At 75.4% G+C, this 17,066-nt stretch carries 11 protein-coding genes; 3 read left to right on the forward strand and 8 right to left on the reverse strand.

Annotated features, from left to right (window positions below; genetic code table 11):
- Positions 1-5,568: an HAD-IC family P-type ATPase gene (locus BL253_RS14515; RefSeq protein ID WP_076817236.1), complete on the forward strand. Its 5,568-nt coding sequence runs from the start codon at positions 1-3 to the stop codon at positions 5,566-5,568.
- Here BL253_RS14515 and BL253_RS14520 read toward each other — a convergent pair.
- The gene (locus tag BL253_RS14520) at positions 5,544-6,371 is read right to left on the reverse strand and encodes a DUF4232 domain-containing protein (RefSeq protein WP_076817238.1); all 828 of its coding nucleotides are present in this window, start codon (positions 6,369-6,371) and stop codon (positions 5,544-5,546) included. The two genes, BL253_RS14515 and BL253_RS14520, sit on opposite strands and share 25 nt — an antisense overlap.
- Positions 6,372-6,624: 253 nt before the next feature.
- Positions 6,625-7,335 (reverse strand): TetR/AcrR family transcriptional regulator, encoded by a 711-nt coding sequence (locus BL253_RS14525; protein ID WP_076817376.1) that lies wholly within the window; start codon positions 7,333-7,335, stop codon positions 6,625-6,627.
- Between the two features lie 878 nt (positions 7,336-8,213).
- Between BL253_RS14525 and BL253_RS14530 the strand changes: the two genes are divergently transcribed.
- A complete protein-coding gene (locus BL253_RS14530; RefSeq protein ID WP_076817240.1) occupies positions 8,214-9,146 on the forward strand; it encodes a PAC2 family protein in 933 nt (310 codons plus the stop codon).
- A gap of 12 nt (positions 9,147-9,158) precedes the next feature.
- Here the strand turns inward: BL253_RS14530 and BL253_RS14535 are convergent, their stop codons facing one another.
- Positions 9,159-10,043 carry an LLM class flavin-dependent oxidoreductase gene (locus tag BL253_RS14535; RefSeq protein WP_076817242.1) on the reverse strand — a complete coding sequence of 295 codons (885 nt, stop codon included), beginning with the start codon at positions 10,041-10,043 and terminating at the stop codon, positions 9,159-9,161.
- Between the two features lie 303 nt (positions 10,044-10,346).
- Between BL253_RS14535 and BL253_RS14540 the strand changes: the two genes are divergently transcribed.
- The gene (locus tag BL253_RS14540; protein WP_076817377.1) at positions 10,347-11,507 is read left to right on the forward strand and encodes an epoxide hydrolase family protein; all 1,161 of its coding nucleotides are present in this window, start codon (positions 10,347-10,349) and stop codon (positions 11,505-11,507) included.
- Positions 11,508-11,560: 53 nt separating this feature from the next.
- On the opposite strand, the gene BL253_RS14545 is transcribed toward BL253_RS14540, so the two are convergent.
- From BL253_RS14545 to BL253_RS14565, 5 genes are all read right to left on the reverse strand, one after another.
- A complete protein-coding gene (locus BL253_RS14545) occupies positions 11,561-12,400 on the reverse strand; it encodes a mycofactocin-coupled SDR family oxidoreductase (RefSeq protein ID WP_076817244.1) in 840 nt (279 codons plus the stop codon).
- 126 nt (positions 12,401-12,526) lie between these two features.
- Positions 12,527-14,269: a DUF4139 domain-containing protein gene (locus BL253_RS14550; protein ID WP_076817379.1), complete on the reverse strand. Its 1,743-nt coding sequence runs from the start codon at positions 14,267-14,269 to the stop codon at positions 12,527-12,529.
- Positions 14,270-14,313: 44 nt separating this feature from the next.
- Positions 14,314-15,318, reverse strand: coding sequence for a CE1 family esterase (locus BL253_RS14555; RefSeq protein WP_076817245.1), 1,005 nt, complete (start codon positions 15,316-15,318; stop codon positions 14,314-14,316).
- A gap of 181 nt (positions 15,319-15,499) precedes the next feature.
- Positions 15,500-15,790 (reverse strand): hypothetical protein, encoded by a 291-nt coding sequence (locus BL253_RS14560; protein ID WP_076817247.1) that lies wholly within the window; start codon positions 15,788-15,790, stop codon positions 15,500-15,502.
- A gap of 70 nt (positions 15,791-15,860) precedes the next feature.
- Positions 15,861-17,027 carry an inorganic phosphate transporter gene (locus BL253_RS14565; protein WP_076817249.1) on the reverse strand — a complete coding sequence of 389 codons (1,167 nt, stop codon included), beginning with the start codon at positions 17,025-17,027 and terminating at the stop codon, positions 15,861-15,863.
- Between the last annotated feature and the right edge of the window lie 39 nt (positions 17,028-17,066).

A 17,066-nucleotide genomic window follows, 5' to 3' on the forward strand; every position in this document is an offset into this window, starting at 1 on the left:
GTGGTCGCCCTGCGCCCGCCCGGGCTCGCGCTGCCGGGGCGCGCCGGCCTCGCGCGGGCGCTGACCGCTCCCGCGATCGCGGTGCGCGCGCTGCCCAACCCAGGCCGGGTGGCACGTGCGCTGCCGAGTCCCGGTCAGGTGGCACGCGCGTTGCCGAGTCCCGGTCAGGTGGCGGCGGCGCTGCCCAGCCCTCGCCGGGTCGCGGCCGCTCTGCCCAGTCCCGGCCGGGTGGCGCACGCGTTGCCGAGCCCCGGCCAGGTGGCCCGCGCGCTGCGGCATGAGCTGGCGCATCCGGACCGCCGGCCCCGGCGGGTGTGGCACCAGGACGGCACCGCGCACATCGAGCTGATCGGCGCCGCCCGCACCGGCGGCGCCCAGGCGCACACGGCCGTCCAGGACGCGCTGCGCCGGCTCGCCGGCGTCGACTGGGCCGAGGTCGACGAGGGCCTCGGCCAGGTGCTCGTCGGGTTCGACGGCGACGAGCTCGAGGTCTCGGACCTGATCGACGCCGTGGCCGAGATCGAACGCGCGCTGCACGCCGAGTCCGGCGGCGGCCAGGGACCGGCCCGGGCCCCCGAACGCCATCCCGCGGAGACCGACCCGGTGCTCGCGGAGGCCGTCGCGCTCGCCGCCGACACCGTCGCGTTCGGCGTCGCGATGGCCGGACGGCTCGTCCGGCTGCCGGCTGTGCCCCGTGCCGCGGGCGCGGTCGTCGCGCTGGTGGACGGTCAGCCCCGGGCGCGCGCCGCCCTCGCCGAACGGATCGGCCCGACGGCCTGCGACCTCGCGATCGGGCTCGCCAACGCGTGGGTCGGCGCGCTCACCCAGCAGCCGGACGTGCTCGCGGTCGCCATGGTCCACCGGGCCGCGCGCGTCGCCGAGCTGCGCGCCGGCGCGCGGGTGTTCGACCAGCGGGCTCCTCGGCTGACCGCGGACACCGCGCGCCGGGCCGGGCCCGACCACGACCGCGCCGGCACCGACGCGCCGGCCGCCGCCCGCGCCGCCGTCTCCCGGGCCGAGGGCGGTGACCGCGCCGGCGCCGCCAGGCGTGACCGGCCGGTACCGCTGCCGGACGGGCCGGTCGAGCTGGCCAGCGCGCGGCTCGCCGTCGCCGGGCTCGCGCTCGGCGGCGCCGGGCTCCTCGCCGGCCGCTCGCCGCGGCTCGCCGGGGAGCTGATGCTCGCGGCGCTGCCACGCGCGGCCAGGGCGGGGCGGGACATGTTCGCCGCGACAGCGGGTCGCCGGCTCGCCGGCCGCGGCGTCGTGCCGCTGGACGCCGGATGCCTGCGCCGCCTCGACCGGGTCGACACCGTGGTGGTGTGCGCGTCGGTGCTGCTGGGCGACAGCGCCCGGGTGCTGTCCGCCACCGATGCCGCGACCTGGAACCGGGTGGAGGCCATGCTCGGTGGCCTCGACCCTCACGACACGTTCCGGCCGGGTGACCTGGTCGCCCGCGCCGGCGGCGACCGGCTCGTCGCCGCGCACTACGCCGGCCGCCGCCGCGCCGCCGACCCCGGCGGGCTGCCGCTGCTGCTGTGGCATGGACAGAACAGCACCGAGGCGCTCGCCGGGGTGATGCTGGACGGCCACGCCGAGGCGGTGCTGCGGGCCGCGCGCGGCTGCGGCCGGGTCGTGCTGACCGAGCACGCCAGCGTCGCCGACCTCGCGGGCTTCGCGGACGTGACGCTGCCCACCGGTCCGCCCGGCCCGGCGCCCGCGCCGCGGCCGTCCCGGTCGGCGGGCGGTCTCGCCGCCGAGGTCCGCCGGCTGCAGGCCGCGGGCGCCGGGGTGTGCGTCGTCGCCGACGCCGAGGGCGACGAGGCGCTGCGGGTCGCCGACGTCGGCGTCGGGCTGGCCCGCGCCGGCAGGCGACCGCCCTGGTCCGCGGACCTGCTGTGCGGCCCGGAGCTCACCGACGTCTGGCGGGTGCTGCGGCTGCCGCCGTACGCCGCGGCGACGAGCCGACGGGCCGCCACGCTGTCCGTGTCCGGCTCGGCGCTCGCCGCGCTCACCACCGTCGTCGACGGCCGGGGCACCCGGCCGGCGAACCGCCGCCTCGCCCTCGTCAGCGGGCCGGTGACCGCCGCGGCGGCGACGGCCATGGCCGTCGGCCTCATCGCGGCCCTGCGCGCGGACCGGGCCACGCCGCCGCCGCCCATCCTGCACACCGACTGGCACGCGCTGACGGCTGACACCGCGCTGCGCCGGCTGCGCGGCGGGGTCGGCGCGGGCGGCGGACCGGCCCGCGCGACGGTGGCCACGTCACCAGCCGACGGGTCGCCGCCGACCGGCGAACGGCCGGGGACCGACGGGTCGTCCGCGGCCCGGCGCCGACTGGGCGCGCTCGGCGCTCGGCTCGGCGCTGACCGCGCACGGGCGCTGGCGGCGAACGGCGCGCGGGCGTTGGACGCGAACGGCCAGTTCACCGGAGCCGCCGCGCGGGGCGTCGGCGGCCGGATGGCGCTCGCCGGCACGGGCGCGCGCCGCTACGTCACCGCGGTCGTCGCGGACCTGACCGACCCGCTCGTGCCCGTGCTGCTCGTCGGGGCGGCGGCGAGCGCCGTCCTCGGATCCACCACCGACGCGCTGCTCGTCTCGGCGGTGTCCGTGGCGAACGCGGCGATGAGCGGCGCGCAACGGGCGCACGCCGAGGGAGTGCTCGCCAGGCTGATCGACCGGAACGTGCCGATGGCGCGCGTCGTGACCGGCGACGACGAGACGGAGACCCGCCGGGCCGACACCCTGGTACCCGGCGACGTCATCGAGCTGGGCGCCCAGGACGTCGTGCCGGCGGACGCGCGGCTGCTGCGCGCCGACGCGCTGGAGGTGGACGAGGCGGCGCTGACCGGCGAGTCCCTGCCGGTGACCAAGGGCGTCGAGCCCACCCCGGCCGCCGAGATCGGCGACCGCGACTGCATGGTCTACGAGGGGACGACCGTGCTCGCCGGCACCGGCCGGGCCGTCGTCGTCGCGACGGGGGAGGCCACCCTCGCGGGCCGGGCCGGCGTCGTGGCCTCGGCCCACGCGGCCAGCCCCGTCGGCGTGCAGGCCAGGCTCGGCGAGCTGACCAGGCTCGCCCTGCCGGCGACGGGGCTGTCCGGGCTCGCGGTCGCGGCGCTCGGCTCGCTGCGGGGCGCGCCGGCCAGGTCGGCGCTCAGCTCCGGCGTGGCCGTCGCCGTCGCCGCGGTGCCCGAGGGCCTGCCGCTGGTCGCGACGGTCGCGCAGGTCGCCGCGGCCCGCCGGCTCGCGAAGCTCGGCGTACTGGTGCGTTCCTCGCGGGTGGTGGAGGCGCTCGGCCGCGCCGACGTCGTCTGCTTCGACAAGACCGGCACGCTGACCGAGGGCAGGCTGCTGCTGCGCGCCGCGGCCGTGCCCGACGCGGCCGGCCGGTGGCGGACGGTTCCCGTGCCCGCCCCGGGAACGGACGACGCGACGGCCCCGGCGGCGGGGACAGCCGCGACGGCCCCGACGAACGGGACGGCCGCCCGGATGCTGGCGGTGGCGGCCGCGGCCTGCCCGCCGCCGGAGGGCCGGGTGTCGCACGCGACCGACCGGGCCGTGCTCGACGCGGTCGTCGGTCGGCCCGAGCTGGCCAGGGTGCTGACAGGCGAGCGGGTGGACGAGAGCCCGTTCGAGACGGCCCGGGGCTACGCGTCCACTCTCCTGCGCACCGCCGACGGGCCGGTGCTCACGCTCAAGGGCGCGCCCGAGGTGGTGCTCGGCCTCGTCGACCTGGACGCGGCCAGGCTCGCGTCTGCCCGGGCCACCGCCGGCCGGCTCGCCCGCCAGGGCCTGCGGGTGCTCGCGGTGGCCGAGTCGATCCCGGGGAGCCAGCCGGCCTCCGCCGTCGACCTGGGCTCGCTTCGCCTGCTGGGGTTCATCGGCATCGCGGACAGCCCGCGCCCGTCGGCCGCGCCGGGGGTGCGCCGCCTGCTGGACGCGGGCCTGCGGGTCGTCGTCGTCACCGGAGACCACCCCGAGACCGCCTCGGCGATCGCCCAGGAGGTCGGCGTCCCCGGCGCGGAACGGGTGGTGACGGGCGCGCAGCTCGACCGGCTCACCGACGACGGCTACGCCTCCCAGGTCGGCGCCGCCGCGGTGTTCGCCCGCATCTCGCCGGAGCAGAAGGTGCGGCTGGTCACGACCCTGCAGCGGCTGGGGAAGGTGGTGGTGATGACGGGCGACGGGACGAACGACGCCGCCGCCATCCGGGCCGCCGACGTCGGCGTCGCCGTGCGCGGCCGGGGCACCGCCGCCGCCACGGGCGCCGCCGACCTGCTGCTGACGGACGCCGAGGTCACCCGTCTCGCCGACGCCGTGCTGGCGGGCCGCCGGATGTGGCGTTCGGTGACCGACGCGGTGTCGGTGCTCGTCGGCGGCAACGCCGGGGAGATCGCCTTCACGCTGCTCGGGACGGCGATCGCCGGGGAGGCGCCGCTGCGCCCGCGCCAGCTGCTGCTGGTCAACCTGCTCACCGACATGGCACCGGCGATGGCGCTCGCCGTGCGCTCCCAGGAGGGCCGCGGACGAGGCGACCACGGCGAAGGCGGGCCGGGCGGCGACGGGCCGGGCGGCGGGGACACCGGCGGCGCGCGCGGACCGGACCGCACCGACGCGGTCTCGGGCCCGCGGCGCCCCGGCCGGGGTGCCTGGCCGTGGACCTCTCAGATCGCTGACCTCCCCGATCGGCTCCGCGGGCTCGGTCGAACCGACAGTGGCCCTGTCGCCGATCCGGCGGGAACCCCGGTCGCGGCCGTGTCGAACGGCACCGACCTCGGGCGGGCCCCGGCGGCGGAGGCGGACGCGGTCGCGGACCGCTGGCTCAGCGGGCCGCTGCGCCGCGTGCTGCTGGTCAGAGGCGCGACGACGACCGCCGGCGCGACGGCGGCCTGGCTGATCGGCCGGTACACCGGCACGCCGCGGCGCGCGTCGACGATGGGCCTGCTCGCGCTGGTCACGACCCAGCTCGGCCAGACGCTGATGCTGGCCGGCCGTGACCCCCTGGTGATCACCACCGCGCTCGGGAGCATGTTGGTGCTGGCGGCGCTGGTCCAGACGCCGTTGCTGTCCCGGCTGTTCGGCTGCCGCCCGGTGGGACCGGTCGGCTGGTCGGTGGTGCTGGCGTCGGCGACGCTCGCGACGTCCGCCGCCTGGCTCTACGAGCACCGCCGCCGACGTCGCTCGCTCGGCCTGGTCGGCGCCGCCGCTCTCAGCGGGCCTCGCGCGCGCCGTGACGCGCCGGTGACGCCTGCGCTGCCCGCCGAGAGTGGCGCGGACGCGTCGCCGGCGCTGGTGCCGACGGGCTCGGCGGGTGGCGGCGGGCGGCGCCCGGCGGCGGCATCCCGCGACGGTCGGGCACCGGGTCTCTCGCTGACGTTGCCCGCGTTCGGACGTCCGGTGCCGCCCGGCCGGCCGAGCGCGCCGGGCCCCAGGCGGACGCGCCCGCCTGGCGTCGCCGCGAAGGGCGGGTCGGTCGCTGGCGGTGGGCCGGTGGCCGGCGGCGGACCGGTCGCGGGCCGTGGCGGAATCTCGAGACCACCGGCTCAGCGGGTGACGGGGCCGATGTAGCTGCCGGGGTAGGCCGCGCGGCGTTGGTCGGCGACGGGGCCGCCCGGCCAGTCGACGCGCACCGGGTCGCGGTCGTCGGGCGGCGTGACCAGCAGGTAGCGCGCGTCGAAGACCGGCATCGCCTCGGCGGGCGGGTCGTCGCCCGCGGGTGGCGTGGCCGGCGCCGGTGTCGCCTCCCGCGTCGGTGCGGCGAGGTAGGTGAGGACCGCCGCCGCGCCGCCGCCCGGCGGGAGGCGCAGCGAGGCGGGCATGACGGTCGTGCGGCGCGGCAGGTCGTAGGTGTCGCCCGCGGCGGTGACGAGCGTCGTGCCCGGGAACCCGTACATCGCGCAGGTCCGCGGCGTGCCGTTGGTGAATGTGATCATGAACGCGAGCTGGGTCAGCCCCGGCGCGAGCGTGGTGACCTGGGTCGGCGTGCCGAGCCGCACCGTCAGGCCCGCGCCGGTACACCGCGCCGCGTCGGCCGTCCCGGCGGGCCAGGCCCCGCCGTCGGCGGTCGTGCCGTCGGCGGTCGTGCCGTCCGTGGCGGCGCCGTCGGTGGCGAACGGCTTGTTGGTCGTATCGGTCTCTGTTTCGGCCACGGCCGACGGCGTCGAGCCGGCGTCGGTGCCGGCGTCGGCGGAAGTAGTCGCGGCCGGGATCGCGGCCGCCAGCGGCGCGGGTGTCGGCGCCGGGGTCGACGGGATGTCGAAGTCGGCGGACGGGTCGGGCTGCGAGCAGCCGCCCGCCACGCCCAGCGCCAGCGCGGCCGCGCACGCGGCCGTCGCGGCGCGGCGCCACGTTTGGGCGCTGCGCTGGTCCATCGTTCGCTCCCAGTTGTCCCGCCCCCGGGCGGGGCGCCTGACCTGGGAGTGTTCGGCCCGACCGGACGGCTTTCCGCCAGGCGCGGCGCGGTGGTCCGCGTGCGTACGCGACCGGCCGGCAACACCCGCTCTCGACGCCTCCGGGCCGATCCGTCCGCTAAGACGCCGTTGTGCGACAGCCCTCGCACGCCGGATCCGACGCTGCTCCCGATCTCGCGGGGATCGGGTCCGCGGGGATCGGGACGGGACCGGGTCAGCCGAGGATGTGGCTGAGGCCGGTCTCGAACTGGTCGGCGAGGTCGGCGTGCAGGTGAGGCGCGGCGCCCGCCAGCTCGGGGTAGCGCGAGCGCGGCGGGTTGACGGTCGGCATCGGCGCGCCGACCCGGTCTGTCGCGATGTTCTCCGCCAGGTGGCGTGCCTCCACCAGCGCATGGCCGACGACGAAGAACAGCAGCGTCTGCCAGGTCGCCCCGGCTTCCGCCTCGGTCCGGCCGGTGGCGCGCAGGGCGCCGAGAGCATGCTCCATCCGGTCCCACCACGGGCCGGCGCCCGGCGGCTGGCGCAGCACCGACGGGGCGAGGGTCGGGTAGCGCAGCAGCTGGCGTCGCAACTGGCGCAGGTTCTCCCGCAGATCCGCGACCGGGTCGCCGGTCGAGGGCAGCRGCTCCTCGCCGCGGATCATCAGTTCGGCGAGCGCGTCCAGCAGCTCGTTCTTGTTCTGGAAATGCCGGTAGATCGCGGTCGGGTCGACGCCGAGCCGCGCGCCGAGGGCCCGCATCGACAGGGCGTTCACCCCGCCGATGTCGACGATCTCCCGGGCGCTGTCCAGCAGCACCTGCCGGGACAGCGTCCCGCGCGGCGTCCGCCGCCCGGCCGCGCTGACCGTCACCCGGCCGCTCGCGGCGCCCGCTCCTGGTTCGCCAGGCCCGGAGTCGTCCTGTTCGAGCTCGTTGTCGTCCGACATCGCCATCCACCTCGGTTCCGCCGGCCCGCGTCGGGGCGCCGTGATCGCCAATCCGATCACCTGCACTGTAGACAACGCCGTTGACGACGTCCCGGCGGCGCGCGGATGGATTTTCGTCAACAGCGCGAAACATGCGAAGACGGGCGGAACCTGACCCGCCGCCGGTCACTCGAACGTGGCTGTCGAGAATGTCGGGCTGGGCCCGCGCCGGTGCCCCCGGGATGCTGTCGTCTCGGGTCCCTGTACTCGGGTGAACCGGGGTTTACCAGCATCGTTGCGGCGATGATCCGTGAACACCGTCGCCATCCGCGCGGCGGAAGCGCGGCGCGTCGGCGGCTCGCTGGCAACGCTCTTCGGTCGCGGTTCGGCCGATCGACGTACATCCGGGCGACCGAGGAGGAAGCTGGAAGGCGGGCGGGGTGGAGTAGGAATGGATCCGCGTCGTCACCGTTGAAGCAGACGAGGCTGAAGAAGCAACCGAGGCCCGACCGGTTACGTCCCGACGGTAGCGGCAAGCGACGCGGGTGGACACCGGGCGGCGCGGTGCGAGCGGCCGGCACGGTCGGCATGGGCGGACCCGCCCGACCTGCCGCGGCGGCGCTCGGTTCGCGCTGTGGTGGAGGTTGCCCCGGCCCTTCGCGGCGACGCGGCGGGTCGGGCTGGCCACGATTTTGCGGGCAAGGCAGGACTATGCCGGCAGGCGCCACCCGCTGGCAAGCCCGTGACGCGACAATGCGGTGACGGCCGAGGCCGTCGCCCTGGCAGGACCCTGCCCGAAGGAGGTGCGACCATGCGCCACTGTTACTCCTGGAGAGTGACCATGCCGACTATGGGCGCCCCCGGAAGGGGTCAACACACCAGTGGGGAGGTCTCGGCCCATGCTCGACCCGAGTGAGCTCTACGAGGTCCACGGTGACCTGCCCGACTTGGGGCGACCGGTGATGCTCGAGACGATGACCGGTGTCGTCGACTCCGGAAACGCGATCCGGCTCGCGAGCGAGCACCTGCTGACGACGCTGGAGCACCAGGTCATAGCGACGTTCGACATCGACCTGCTGCTGGACTATCGGTCCCGGCGCCCGGCGATGACGTTTGTCGAGGACCACTGGGAGCACTACGAGGACCCGATACTGGCCCTCTACATGCTGCGCGACCGCGCCGACACGCCGTTCCTGCTGCTCGCGGGCCCCGAGCCGGACCTGATGTGGAAGCGGTTCTCCACCGCTGTCCGCGAGCTGACCAGACGGATGAACCTGCACCTGTCCGTCGGTCTGAACGCCATCCCGATGGCCGTGCCCCACACTCGCCCGACCGGGCTCATCGCGCACGCCACCCGCAAGGACCTGATCGCCGGCTACGAGCCGTGGGTGCGCCAGGTCCAGGTGCCGGGCAGCGCCGGCCATCTGCTGGAGTACGAGTTCGGGCGGGAGGGCCGCGACGCGATGGGCCTCGCGGCGCTCGTCCCGCACTACCTGAACCAGACGGACTTCCCCCAGGCGACCGAGGTGCTGCTGACCTCTGTCTCCAAGGCGACCGGACTGATGCTGCCCCTCGACGGCCTGCGCTCCGCCTCCGAGACGGTGCGCGGCGAGGTCGACCAGGAGCTCGCCAAGGGCGGAGAGATGGCGTCGCTCGTGCACGCGCTGGAGGAGCAGTACGACGCCTACAAGCGCGGCAAGGACAACGGCGGCCTGCCGACGGTCGACCCAGAGGACCTGCCGTCCGCCGACGAGCTCGGCGCCGAGCTGGAGCGCTTCCTCGCCGAGCAGTCCGAGACCGACGGCCMGACCTCGCCCCCGACGTCGCCCTGACGCTGGAGACCGCTAGCGGAGGTTTTCGACGACCTCCGCGAAGGCGGCGAGCGTCTCGGGTGCCGAGAAGTCGGTGAACCAGGCGTAGGCGCGGTCGACGCCACGGGCGGCGAGCCCCGCGAAGTAGGTGGTGAGCTCGGCGGGGGTGCCGGTGACCAGGCCGCCGCCGGCTCCCATCGCGCCGAACCGGCGCTGGGCGAGCGCGGTGATCTCGTCGCGCCGGGCCGGCGAGGCGTCGGCGGGGACGAGCGTGACCAGCTGCTGGACGGAGACGCGGGCCTTGCCGGCGCGGGGGCGCAGCTCGTCGAGCTGGCCCAGCCGGCCGATCTGGATGTTCCACCAGTCGGCGTACTCGGCGACGAGCGCGAGCGTGCGCGGGCCGGTGCCGCCGATGGTGATGGGGATCGGCCGGGTCGGGACCGGCAGTGCCATGGCGTCGCGCAGCGTGACGTGCTCACCCTGGTAGTCGGCGCGCTCGCCGCTCCAGAGCAGGCGCAGGACGGCGAGCGTCTCGGCGAGCCGCTCGACGCGGGTCCGCGCGGTCGCGTCGCCCACTCCGTACTGCTCGAGCTCGGCTGGCACGGAGCCCCACCCGATGCCGAGTTCGAAGCGGCCCTCGCTGGCATGGTCGAGCGTGACGGCCTGCTTCGCGAGCAGGACCGGATGACGGAACATGTCGCAGAGCACCAGGTGGCCGACCGTCAACCGTTCGGTCTTCGCCGCCACCCAGGTCGCCGCCGTCATGGCCTCGAACATCGGCGTGCCCGCCGCCATGGGCGGCGCGAGGTGATCCATCAGCGCGATACCCGTGAATCCCGCCTGCTCGGCGTTGCGTGCCCGCTCGACGATCTCGGGCATCGTCATCCGCATCTGCGGCAAGTACAGATGGAATTCCATCCCGCCTCCTCGGCCGGCCCCGCTCGCCATATCCACGCACGTTCCACGCTCGTCCCGCCACGCCGGCCGAYCGTCGCCGGCCGGCCCGGAACGCACCAAACCACGGCTCGCCGGGCCCGCGCCACCGACCTACCACCGACCCGGTTGCTCTCGCGGTCATCAGGAAGGGATGGGCACGGGGCCCGGGGAGCGCAAGGATGCACTTCGCCGAGACCCGGCCAGGTGACGGACTGGGCGCCCCGCCGTGTGCGATGGCACCTGCGCCCGGGTATCCAGGGGCTTGAACACGATGAGGTGGGCTGGATGGGTAACGACGTCGTGCCGTTCAAGGTCGCGATTCCGGAGGCGGACCTCGCCGACCTGCGGCGCCGGCTGGCCGCGGCCCGCTGGCCGGAGAAGGAGACAGTGGGTGACTGGAGCCAGGGCGTGCCGCTGGAATGGCTGCGCGACCTGTGTTCCTACTGGGGCGATGGCTACGACTGGCGGCGCTGCGAGGACCGGCTGAACGCCCACGACCAGTTCGTCACCACCATCGACGGCCTGGACGTCCACTTCCTGCATGTGCGCTCGCCCAATCCGGACGCGCTGCCGTTGCTGCTCACCCACGGCTGGCCGGGCTCGGTCCTTGAGTTCCTCGACGTGATCGGCCCGCTCACCGACCCCGCGGCGCACGGCGGTGACCCGGCGGACGCCTTCCACCTCGTCGTGCCGTCGCTGCCCGGGTACGGCTTCTCCGGCCGCCCGTCCGGCGCCGGCTGGGGAGCGCCGCGCATCGCCGCCGCGTGGGCGGAGCTGATGGCCAGGCTCGGCTACGACCGCTACGGCGCGCAGGGCGGCGACTGGGGATCGGCGGTGACGATCGGGCTCGCCGCCGTGGACCCGGGCCACCTGGCCGGCGTTCACCTGAACTTCCTCATGACCGGCCCGGGCGGCGACCTCAGTGACCTGACCGACGAGGAGCGGGACGCTCTCACGGCGATGGCCGAGTTCCAGGAGTGGGGCGGCGGCTACGCCGCCCAGCAGTCGACGCGGCCGCAGACGCTCGGCTACGGGCTGGTGGACTCGCCCGTGGGGCAGTGCGCCTGGATCACCGAGAAGTTCCACGCCTGGACCGACCACGACGGCGACCCGTACACGGCGCTGACCCGTGACCAGATGCTCGATGACGTCTCGCTGTACTGGCTGACCGCGACCGCGGCCTCGTCGGCGCGCCTGTACTGGGAGACGGGCCTGGCGCGGCCCAGCCGCGTACACGCCCTGTCCAGCGGCCTCGGCGTGACCGTTCCCGCCGGTGTCTCGGTCTTCCCGAGGGAGATCATCCGGCCGTCGCGACGCTGGATCGAGCACCACTTCTCCGACCTGCGCTTCTACGAGCGGACCGACCGCGGCGGCCACTTCGCCGCCTTCGAGCAGCCCGCCCTCTTCTCCGACCAGGTCCGCCGCGCCTTCCGCACCATGCGCTAGCCGCGATCCGCCAGCTGGCGGATCGCGGCAGCTGAGGGAAGCCGCCAGGCAGGTCAGGCCTTGGCGGTGGCGCCGGCGTCCACGGGGAGGGGGACGCCGGTGATGTAGCGGGCCTCGTCGGAGGCGAGGAACAGGACGGCGTTGGCGACGTCGACGGCCTCGATCAGCGGAACCGGCATGAGGTGCAGCTGACCGAGGACGGCGGCGGCGTCGTCGATCGTCGGGTTCGCCAGGTCGGGGCGCAGCATGCGGCGCAGCGACTCGTTGTCGACCATCGGGGTGCGGACGTTGCCGGGGTGGACGCTGTTGACCCGGATCAGCTGGCCGGCTAGCTCGTTGGCCAGCGACCGCATGAGACCTACGAGGCCATGCTTGGCGGCGACGTAGGCCGCCATCCAGCCCTGGCCCCTCAGGCCGAGCATCGAGCTGGTCAGGATGATCGAGCCGCCGCGCCCGCCGGCGACCAGGTGCGGGATCGCCACCTTCGCGGTCAGGAAGCAGCCGGTGAGGTCGATGTCGAGCAGGGTGCGCCAGGCGTGCGCATCGAGGGTCTCCGTCGCGGCGCCACCGCCGGAGACGCCCGCGTTCGCGACGACGATGTCGAGGCGGCCCAGCTCGGCGACCCCGGCGTCGACGGCCGTGCGCAGCGCGTCCTCGTCGCGGACGTCCGCGACCGCGGTGACGATCCGCCGGCCGAGCTTCTCCACCAGCGCCACCGTCTCGGCCAGGTCCGTCGCGGTGGCCATCGGGTAGTCGACGGTGTCGACGTCGGCGCACAGGTCGACGCCGATGACGTCGGCGCCCTCCTGCGCGAGCCGGACCGCGTGTGCCCGCCCCTGCCCCCGCGCGACCCCGGTGATGAACGCGACCTTGCCCTCGACCCGTCCGACCATGTCGAACCTCCCGATGCCGTCGTCTGGATGCTGGATGTTTGTCGCATCCCGGCGATCGTCGCGCGAGGAGTCAGGCCGAAGGGCCCTCTCCGGCGGCAGCGCGGCCGCCGGCTTCGCCAGCCGGTGTCAGTCGGTCCAGCCGGTGAGGTCCAGGCCACGGGCGTGCTCGAGGCGGAAACCGAACTCGATCCCGCGCTGGGCGGCGGGCTCGAGGTCGACGGTCCAGGTGAGCTGGCCGAGGTCGGTGCGTTCGCCGGCGGCGGGCGAGCTCTGGAAGTCCTTGACGGTGATCCCCTCGTGACGCGAGACCGGGATCTGGTCGCGGACGGTGACCCGCGCCGGCCGCGGGGTGTGGTTGGTGAGGGTGATGACGTAGCCGACGTCGGTGCGCCGCAGGTTGCCGACGACCTTGCGGCTGGTGGCGCGGCTGACCAGCTCGCGCTCCACCAGCAGCCGGTCGTCGACGCCGAGCTGCAGCTCCACCTCGGCGCCCGGTGCCACCAGCTCCACGGTGCTGGTGCCGACGAAGTCGGCGGCGTGGAAGACCGCGACCGGCCCGGGCAGCAGGGTGTGCGCCGAGGTGTTGGTGACGGTGGCGCGCAGGTAGGCCTCGGGGGCGAGCTTGGGCACGGTCAGGTAGTCGAGCTGGGCCTCCAGCTCGAGGACGGCGAGGGTGGTGCGGTGCGGCCGCCCGTCGGCCGGCACCGCGACCGGACGGGCCGGCCGGTAGGTCGCCGCGGTTCCCGACGTGTCGACGGTGGCCACCGCGTGCTCCACCGGCGGGGGCGGGGGCGCCGCCCCGGGGGCCTTCGCCCGCGCGGCGACGGGAACGGGCGTCATCTCGGCGGCGGCGTCGAAGGCGGCACCGCCAGCGAAGGCGCCACCCCCCGCCGCCAGGGCGAAGGGCATCGCCGGCCGGGCGACGTCGACATACCAGGGGGTGAGCTCGGGCAGGCCGCTGGCGCGGCCCGGCCGCGCGGTCGACAGCCTCAGGTCGCCGGCCGGCCAGTCCTCGCCGCTGCGCTGGCGCACCATCCCGAACCAGGTCAGCGTGACCACGCCGTCGACCAGCCGCGCGTCGTACCGCGCCGACCAGGAGGCGCTGGCGACCAGGTAGGAGACCTCCAGCTCGACGTCGACCTCGCCGCCGGCGGCGGCACCGGGGCCACCCGTCGGCTCCAGCGTCACGACGACCTGCCTCGCGTCCGGCAGGCGTACGCCGCGGCGGGCCTCCAGAGCGCGCCGGGCCGCGTCGGTCAGCTTCTGGATGTTCTCCTGCTCGTCGGCGATCGCGCGCAGCCGGGCGTGGACGCCGGCGAGCTGCGTGGCCAGCGCGCCGCCGGCCTCCGCGAGCCGCCGTTCCTCGCCGCTCGGGGTCGTCGTCCCGCCCTCCGCGGGGCCGCGGCTCCAGGACGGCGCGCCCCAGCCCCTGGCGAGCGCCGCGGCGCCGTTGCGGGCGGCGACGTCCAGGAACCTGCGGCGGGCCTGCTCGGTCTCCTGGTCGTCGGCCAGCTCGCGGGCCCGCCGCCGCAGCCGGTCGACCTCGTCCTCCAGCTCGGCCAGCCGCGGGTCCGTGGTCACCGCGCGGGACTCGACGACGACGTCCACACCGAGCACCCGCACCGCGCCGCGCCCCGACACCCGCACCGAGCTCGTGTCCAGCTCCATCGGCAGGCCGCCGAGCGTCACCGTGACCTCCGGTGCGTCATTCTCCGCCGCGCCGTCCTCCGCGGCCCCGTCCTCCGTGTCCTCGGCGCCGGGCGGCAGCGTGACCGTCCCACGGCGGGTGACCCGGGCCTGCTGCGGGTAGACGACGACCGCGGTGATCGGAGCGTCCAGTATCAGCGTCGTCGCGTCTGGAGCAACCATGCTGATCACCATAGTGGTGCGGTCCGACATTTCGACACGGCCGGTCACCGGTGGGGCAGCTCGTGGCGGGCGAAGAAATCCCAGATCGCGGCGGTGGCGTCGAGGTCGGCCGCGGGCGCGTCCGCGCGCGGGCGGCCCTTGCGGCCGCCGGGCCAGGCGTGGCCGCCGCCGTCGATCGTGTCGAGGACGACCTCGGTGCCGTCGGCGCAGGGCGTGTAGGTGGTCCGCGTGACGGTGCCGTCGTGCCGCTCGGCGGGGGTGGCCGGGCAGCCGTCGCGCCGGACCCAGAACCCGACGGAGTCCGTCACCGACCGGTCGACCCGGCCGCGTTCGGAGGGAAACCGTTCCTCCTGGACGGCGCCGGTGCCGCCGTTGTAGGGGACGTTCTGGTCGGCGGTGCCGTGGATCGCGAGCAGCGGCACCGGCCGGCTCGGCGCGCAGCCGTCGTGGTCGAGGGCGCCGGACACCGGGGCGATCGCGGCCAGCCGGTCGGCGAGCGCGCAGCCCAGCCGGTAGGTCATCATCGCCCCGTTCGAGAACCCGGTCACATACACCCGGCGGGTGTCGAGCGGGTAGTGCGCGGCGATGTCGTCGAGCATGGCGGCGATGAACCCCACGTCGTCGACGTCGTTCTGGGCGGCCTGCCCGCAACACCAGCCCGCGTTCCACGTCAGCAACCGGTCCTCGAGCCGCCCGGTCCCGTTCGGGCTCGCGACCAGGAAGCCCTTCTGGTCCGCGAGGTCGAAGAAGCCGGTCTGCCGCTCGATGGCGTCGTTGTCGCCGCCGCCGCCGTGCAGCTCGACGACGAGCGGCCGTGGCGCCGTCCCGGTGCCCGGCGGGACGTGGATCTCGTAGGAGCGCCGCACCCCGCCGGCCGTCAGGGTGTGGGTTGCCGTCCCCGCGGGTGGCGCGGTCCCCGCCGGCGGCGGGGAGGCCGTGGGCGCCGGCCGGTCCCGCGGCCCGCACGCCGTGAGGGCCACCGCCCCCGCCAGYGCCACGGCCGCCAGTGCCACCGCCGTGAACGCCCGGGGCGGCCTCGCTCGTCGCATCTGTCCTGTCGCCTCCGTCCGGTGCGCCCTGACTCCCTGGCAGGCAGCACCTTCGCAGAGGCCGGCTTACGTACCGTCAACGGCAGGTAAGAGAAATGTCAGCATGCGACCTGGGCCGCGGGTGGGATGCCGTCCGGGCGTCCGGACGGCGGCGGGGGACTGGGTGGTGGTAGGCGACCAGTCAGCCGTGCGAGACGATGAAGGCGACGCCCCAGCCGATGGCGGCGAGCACCACGGCGAAACACAGGCCCGCGACGACCATCTCGGCCCCGGCCCGCGCGGCCTGGACCCGTGTGGACGTGCCGCCGGTCAGGCCTACCGCGTCGGGGACGGGGGTGACGGCCGCCGCGCGCCGCTCGGAGCGGCTCAGCGTGCGCAGGCCGAGGGTGAACACCGCCGGCAGGCCGGCGCCGCACAGCAGGCCGATGACGACGATCTTCCACAGGGCGTCCAGGTCGATCCAGGACGTCATGGCCGTTCCTCCGTCGCTGGGATCCGTCCCGTCGGATGGACGGGTCCGTTCAGGTCCACCGCGCTCATGACTAGGCCGCGACCGGGGTCTCGGCGACGGAGCGAGCCGCCGCTGTCTCGGCCGTGGCCGGGCCGTTCGGCTCCTCGTGGAGATCGCGGTGGCTGACCGGAGAACGCCGCGACAGCCCGAACAGCACACCGGCGCCGGCGACGACTACCACGAACCCGACGGCGACGCCCGCGGTGCCGCCGATGCCGTGGACCGCGGCATAGCTCCCCGCGCCGACGAGCCCCGCGGCTGGCAGCGTCAGCAGCCAGGCGGTGACCATCCGGCGGGCCACGTCCCAGCGGATCCGCCCGTCCCGACTGCCGAGCCCGCTGCCGAGGATCGACCCGGACGCGACATGTGTCGTCGACAGCGAGTAGCCGAAGTGGCTGGAGAGCAGGATGGTCGCCGCCGAGGAAGAGTCCGCCGCGAGGCCCTGCGGCGGCTCGATGGTGACGAGACCCTTGCCGAGGGTCCGGATGATGCGCCAGCCGCCGCAGGACGTTCCCAGGGCTAGCGCCACGGCGCAGGCCATGATCACCCAGGTGGGTGCCTTCGAGCCCGCGGCGAGTGAACCGTTGGTGATCAACGCCAGCGTGATGATGCCCATCGTCTTCTGCGCGTCGTTGGTGCCGTGCGCCAGCGACATCATCGACGCCGCCCCGACCTGGCCCAGCCGCAGCCCGCGGTCCCGGGTTTCCTGGCGGACGCCTCGGCTGATCCGGAAGATGACGAAGGTGCCCACCGCCGCGATCAGCACCGCGATGAGGGGAGAGAGCGCGGCCGGAATCACGACCTTCTGGACGAGGCCGTGCCATTTGACCGCGTCCGTGCCGGCCGCCGCGAGCGTCGAGCCGATCACCCCGCCGATGAGCGCGTGCGACGAGCTGGACGGGATGCCGAGGTACCAGGTGGCCAGGTTCCAGGCGATCCCACCGGCCAGCCCCGCGAAGACCACCGGCAGTGTGATCAGGTGTGTGTTGACCAGCCCGCTCGCGATCGTCGCCGCGACGGACAGGGACAGGAACGCCCCGACGAGATTGAGCGATGCCGCCATGGCGACCGCGGCCTTGGGCCGCAGCGCCTTGGTCGCGATCGAGGCCGCCATGGCGTTCGCCGTGTCATGGAAGCCGTTGGTGAAGTCGAAGGCCAGGGCCGTGACGACGACTAGGACCAGCGCGGTGTCCCCCACAAAGCCGTTGTAGCTGGCGTTTGAGGCGGAGCGCGACGG

It is taken from the genome of Pseudofrankia asymbiotica (assembly GCF_001983105.1).
Classification (GTDB): domain Bacteria; phylum Actinomycetota; class Actinomycetes; order Frankiales; family Frankiaceae; genus Pseudofrankia; species Pseudofrankia asymbiotica.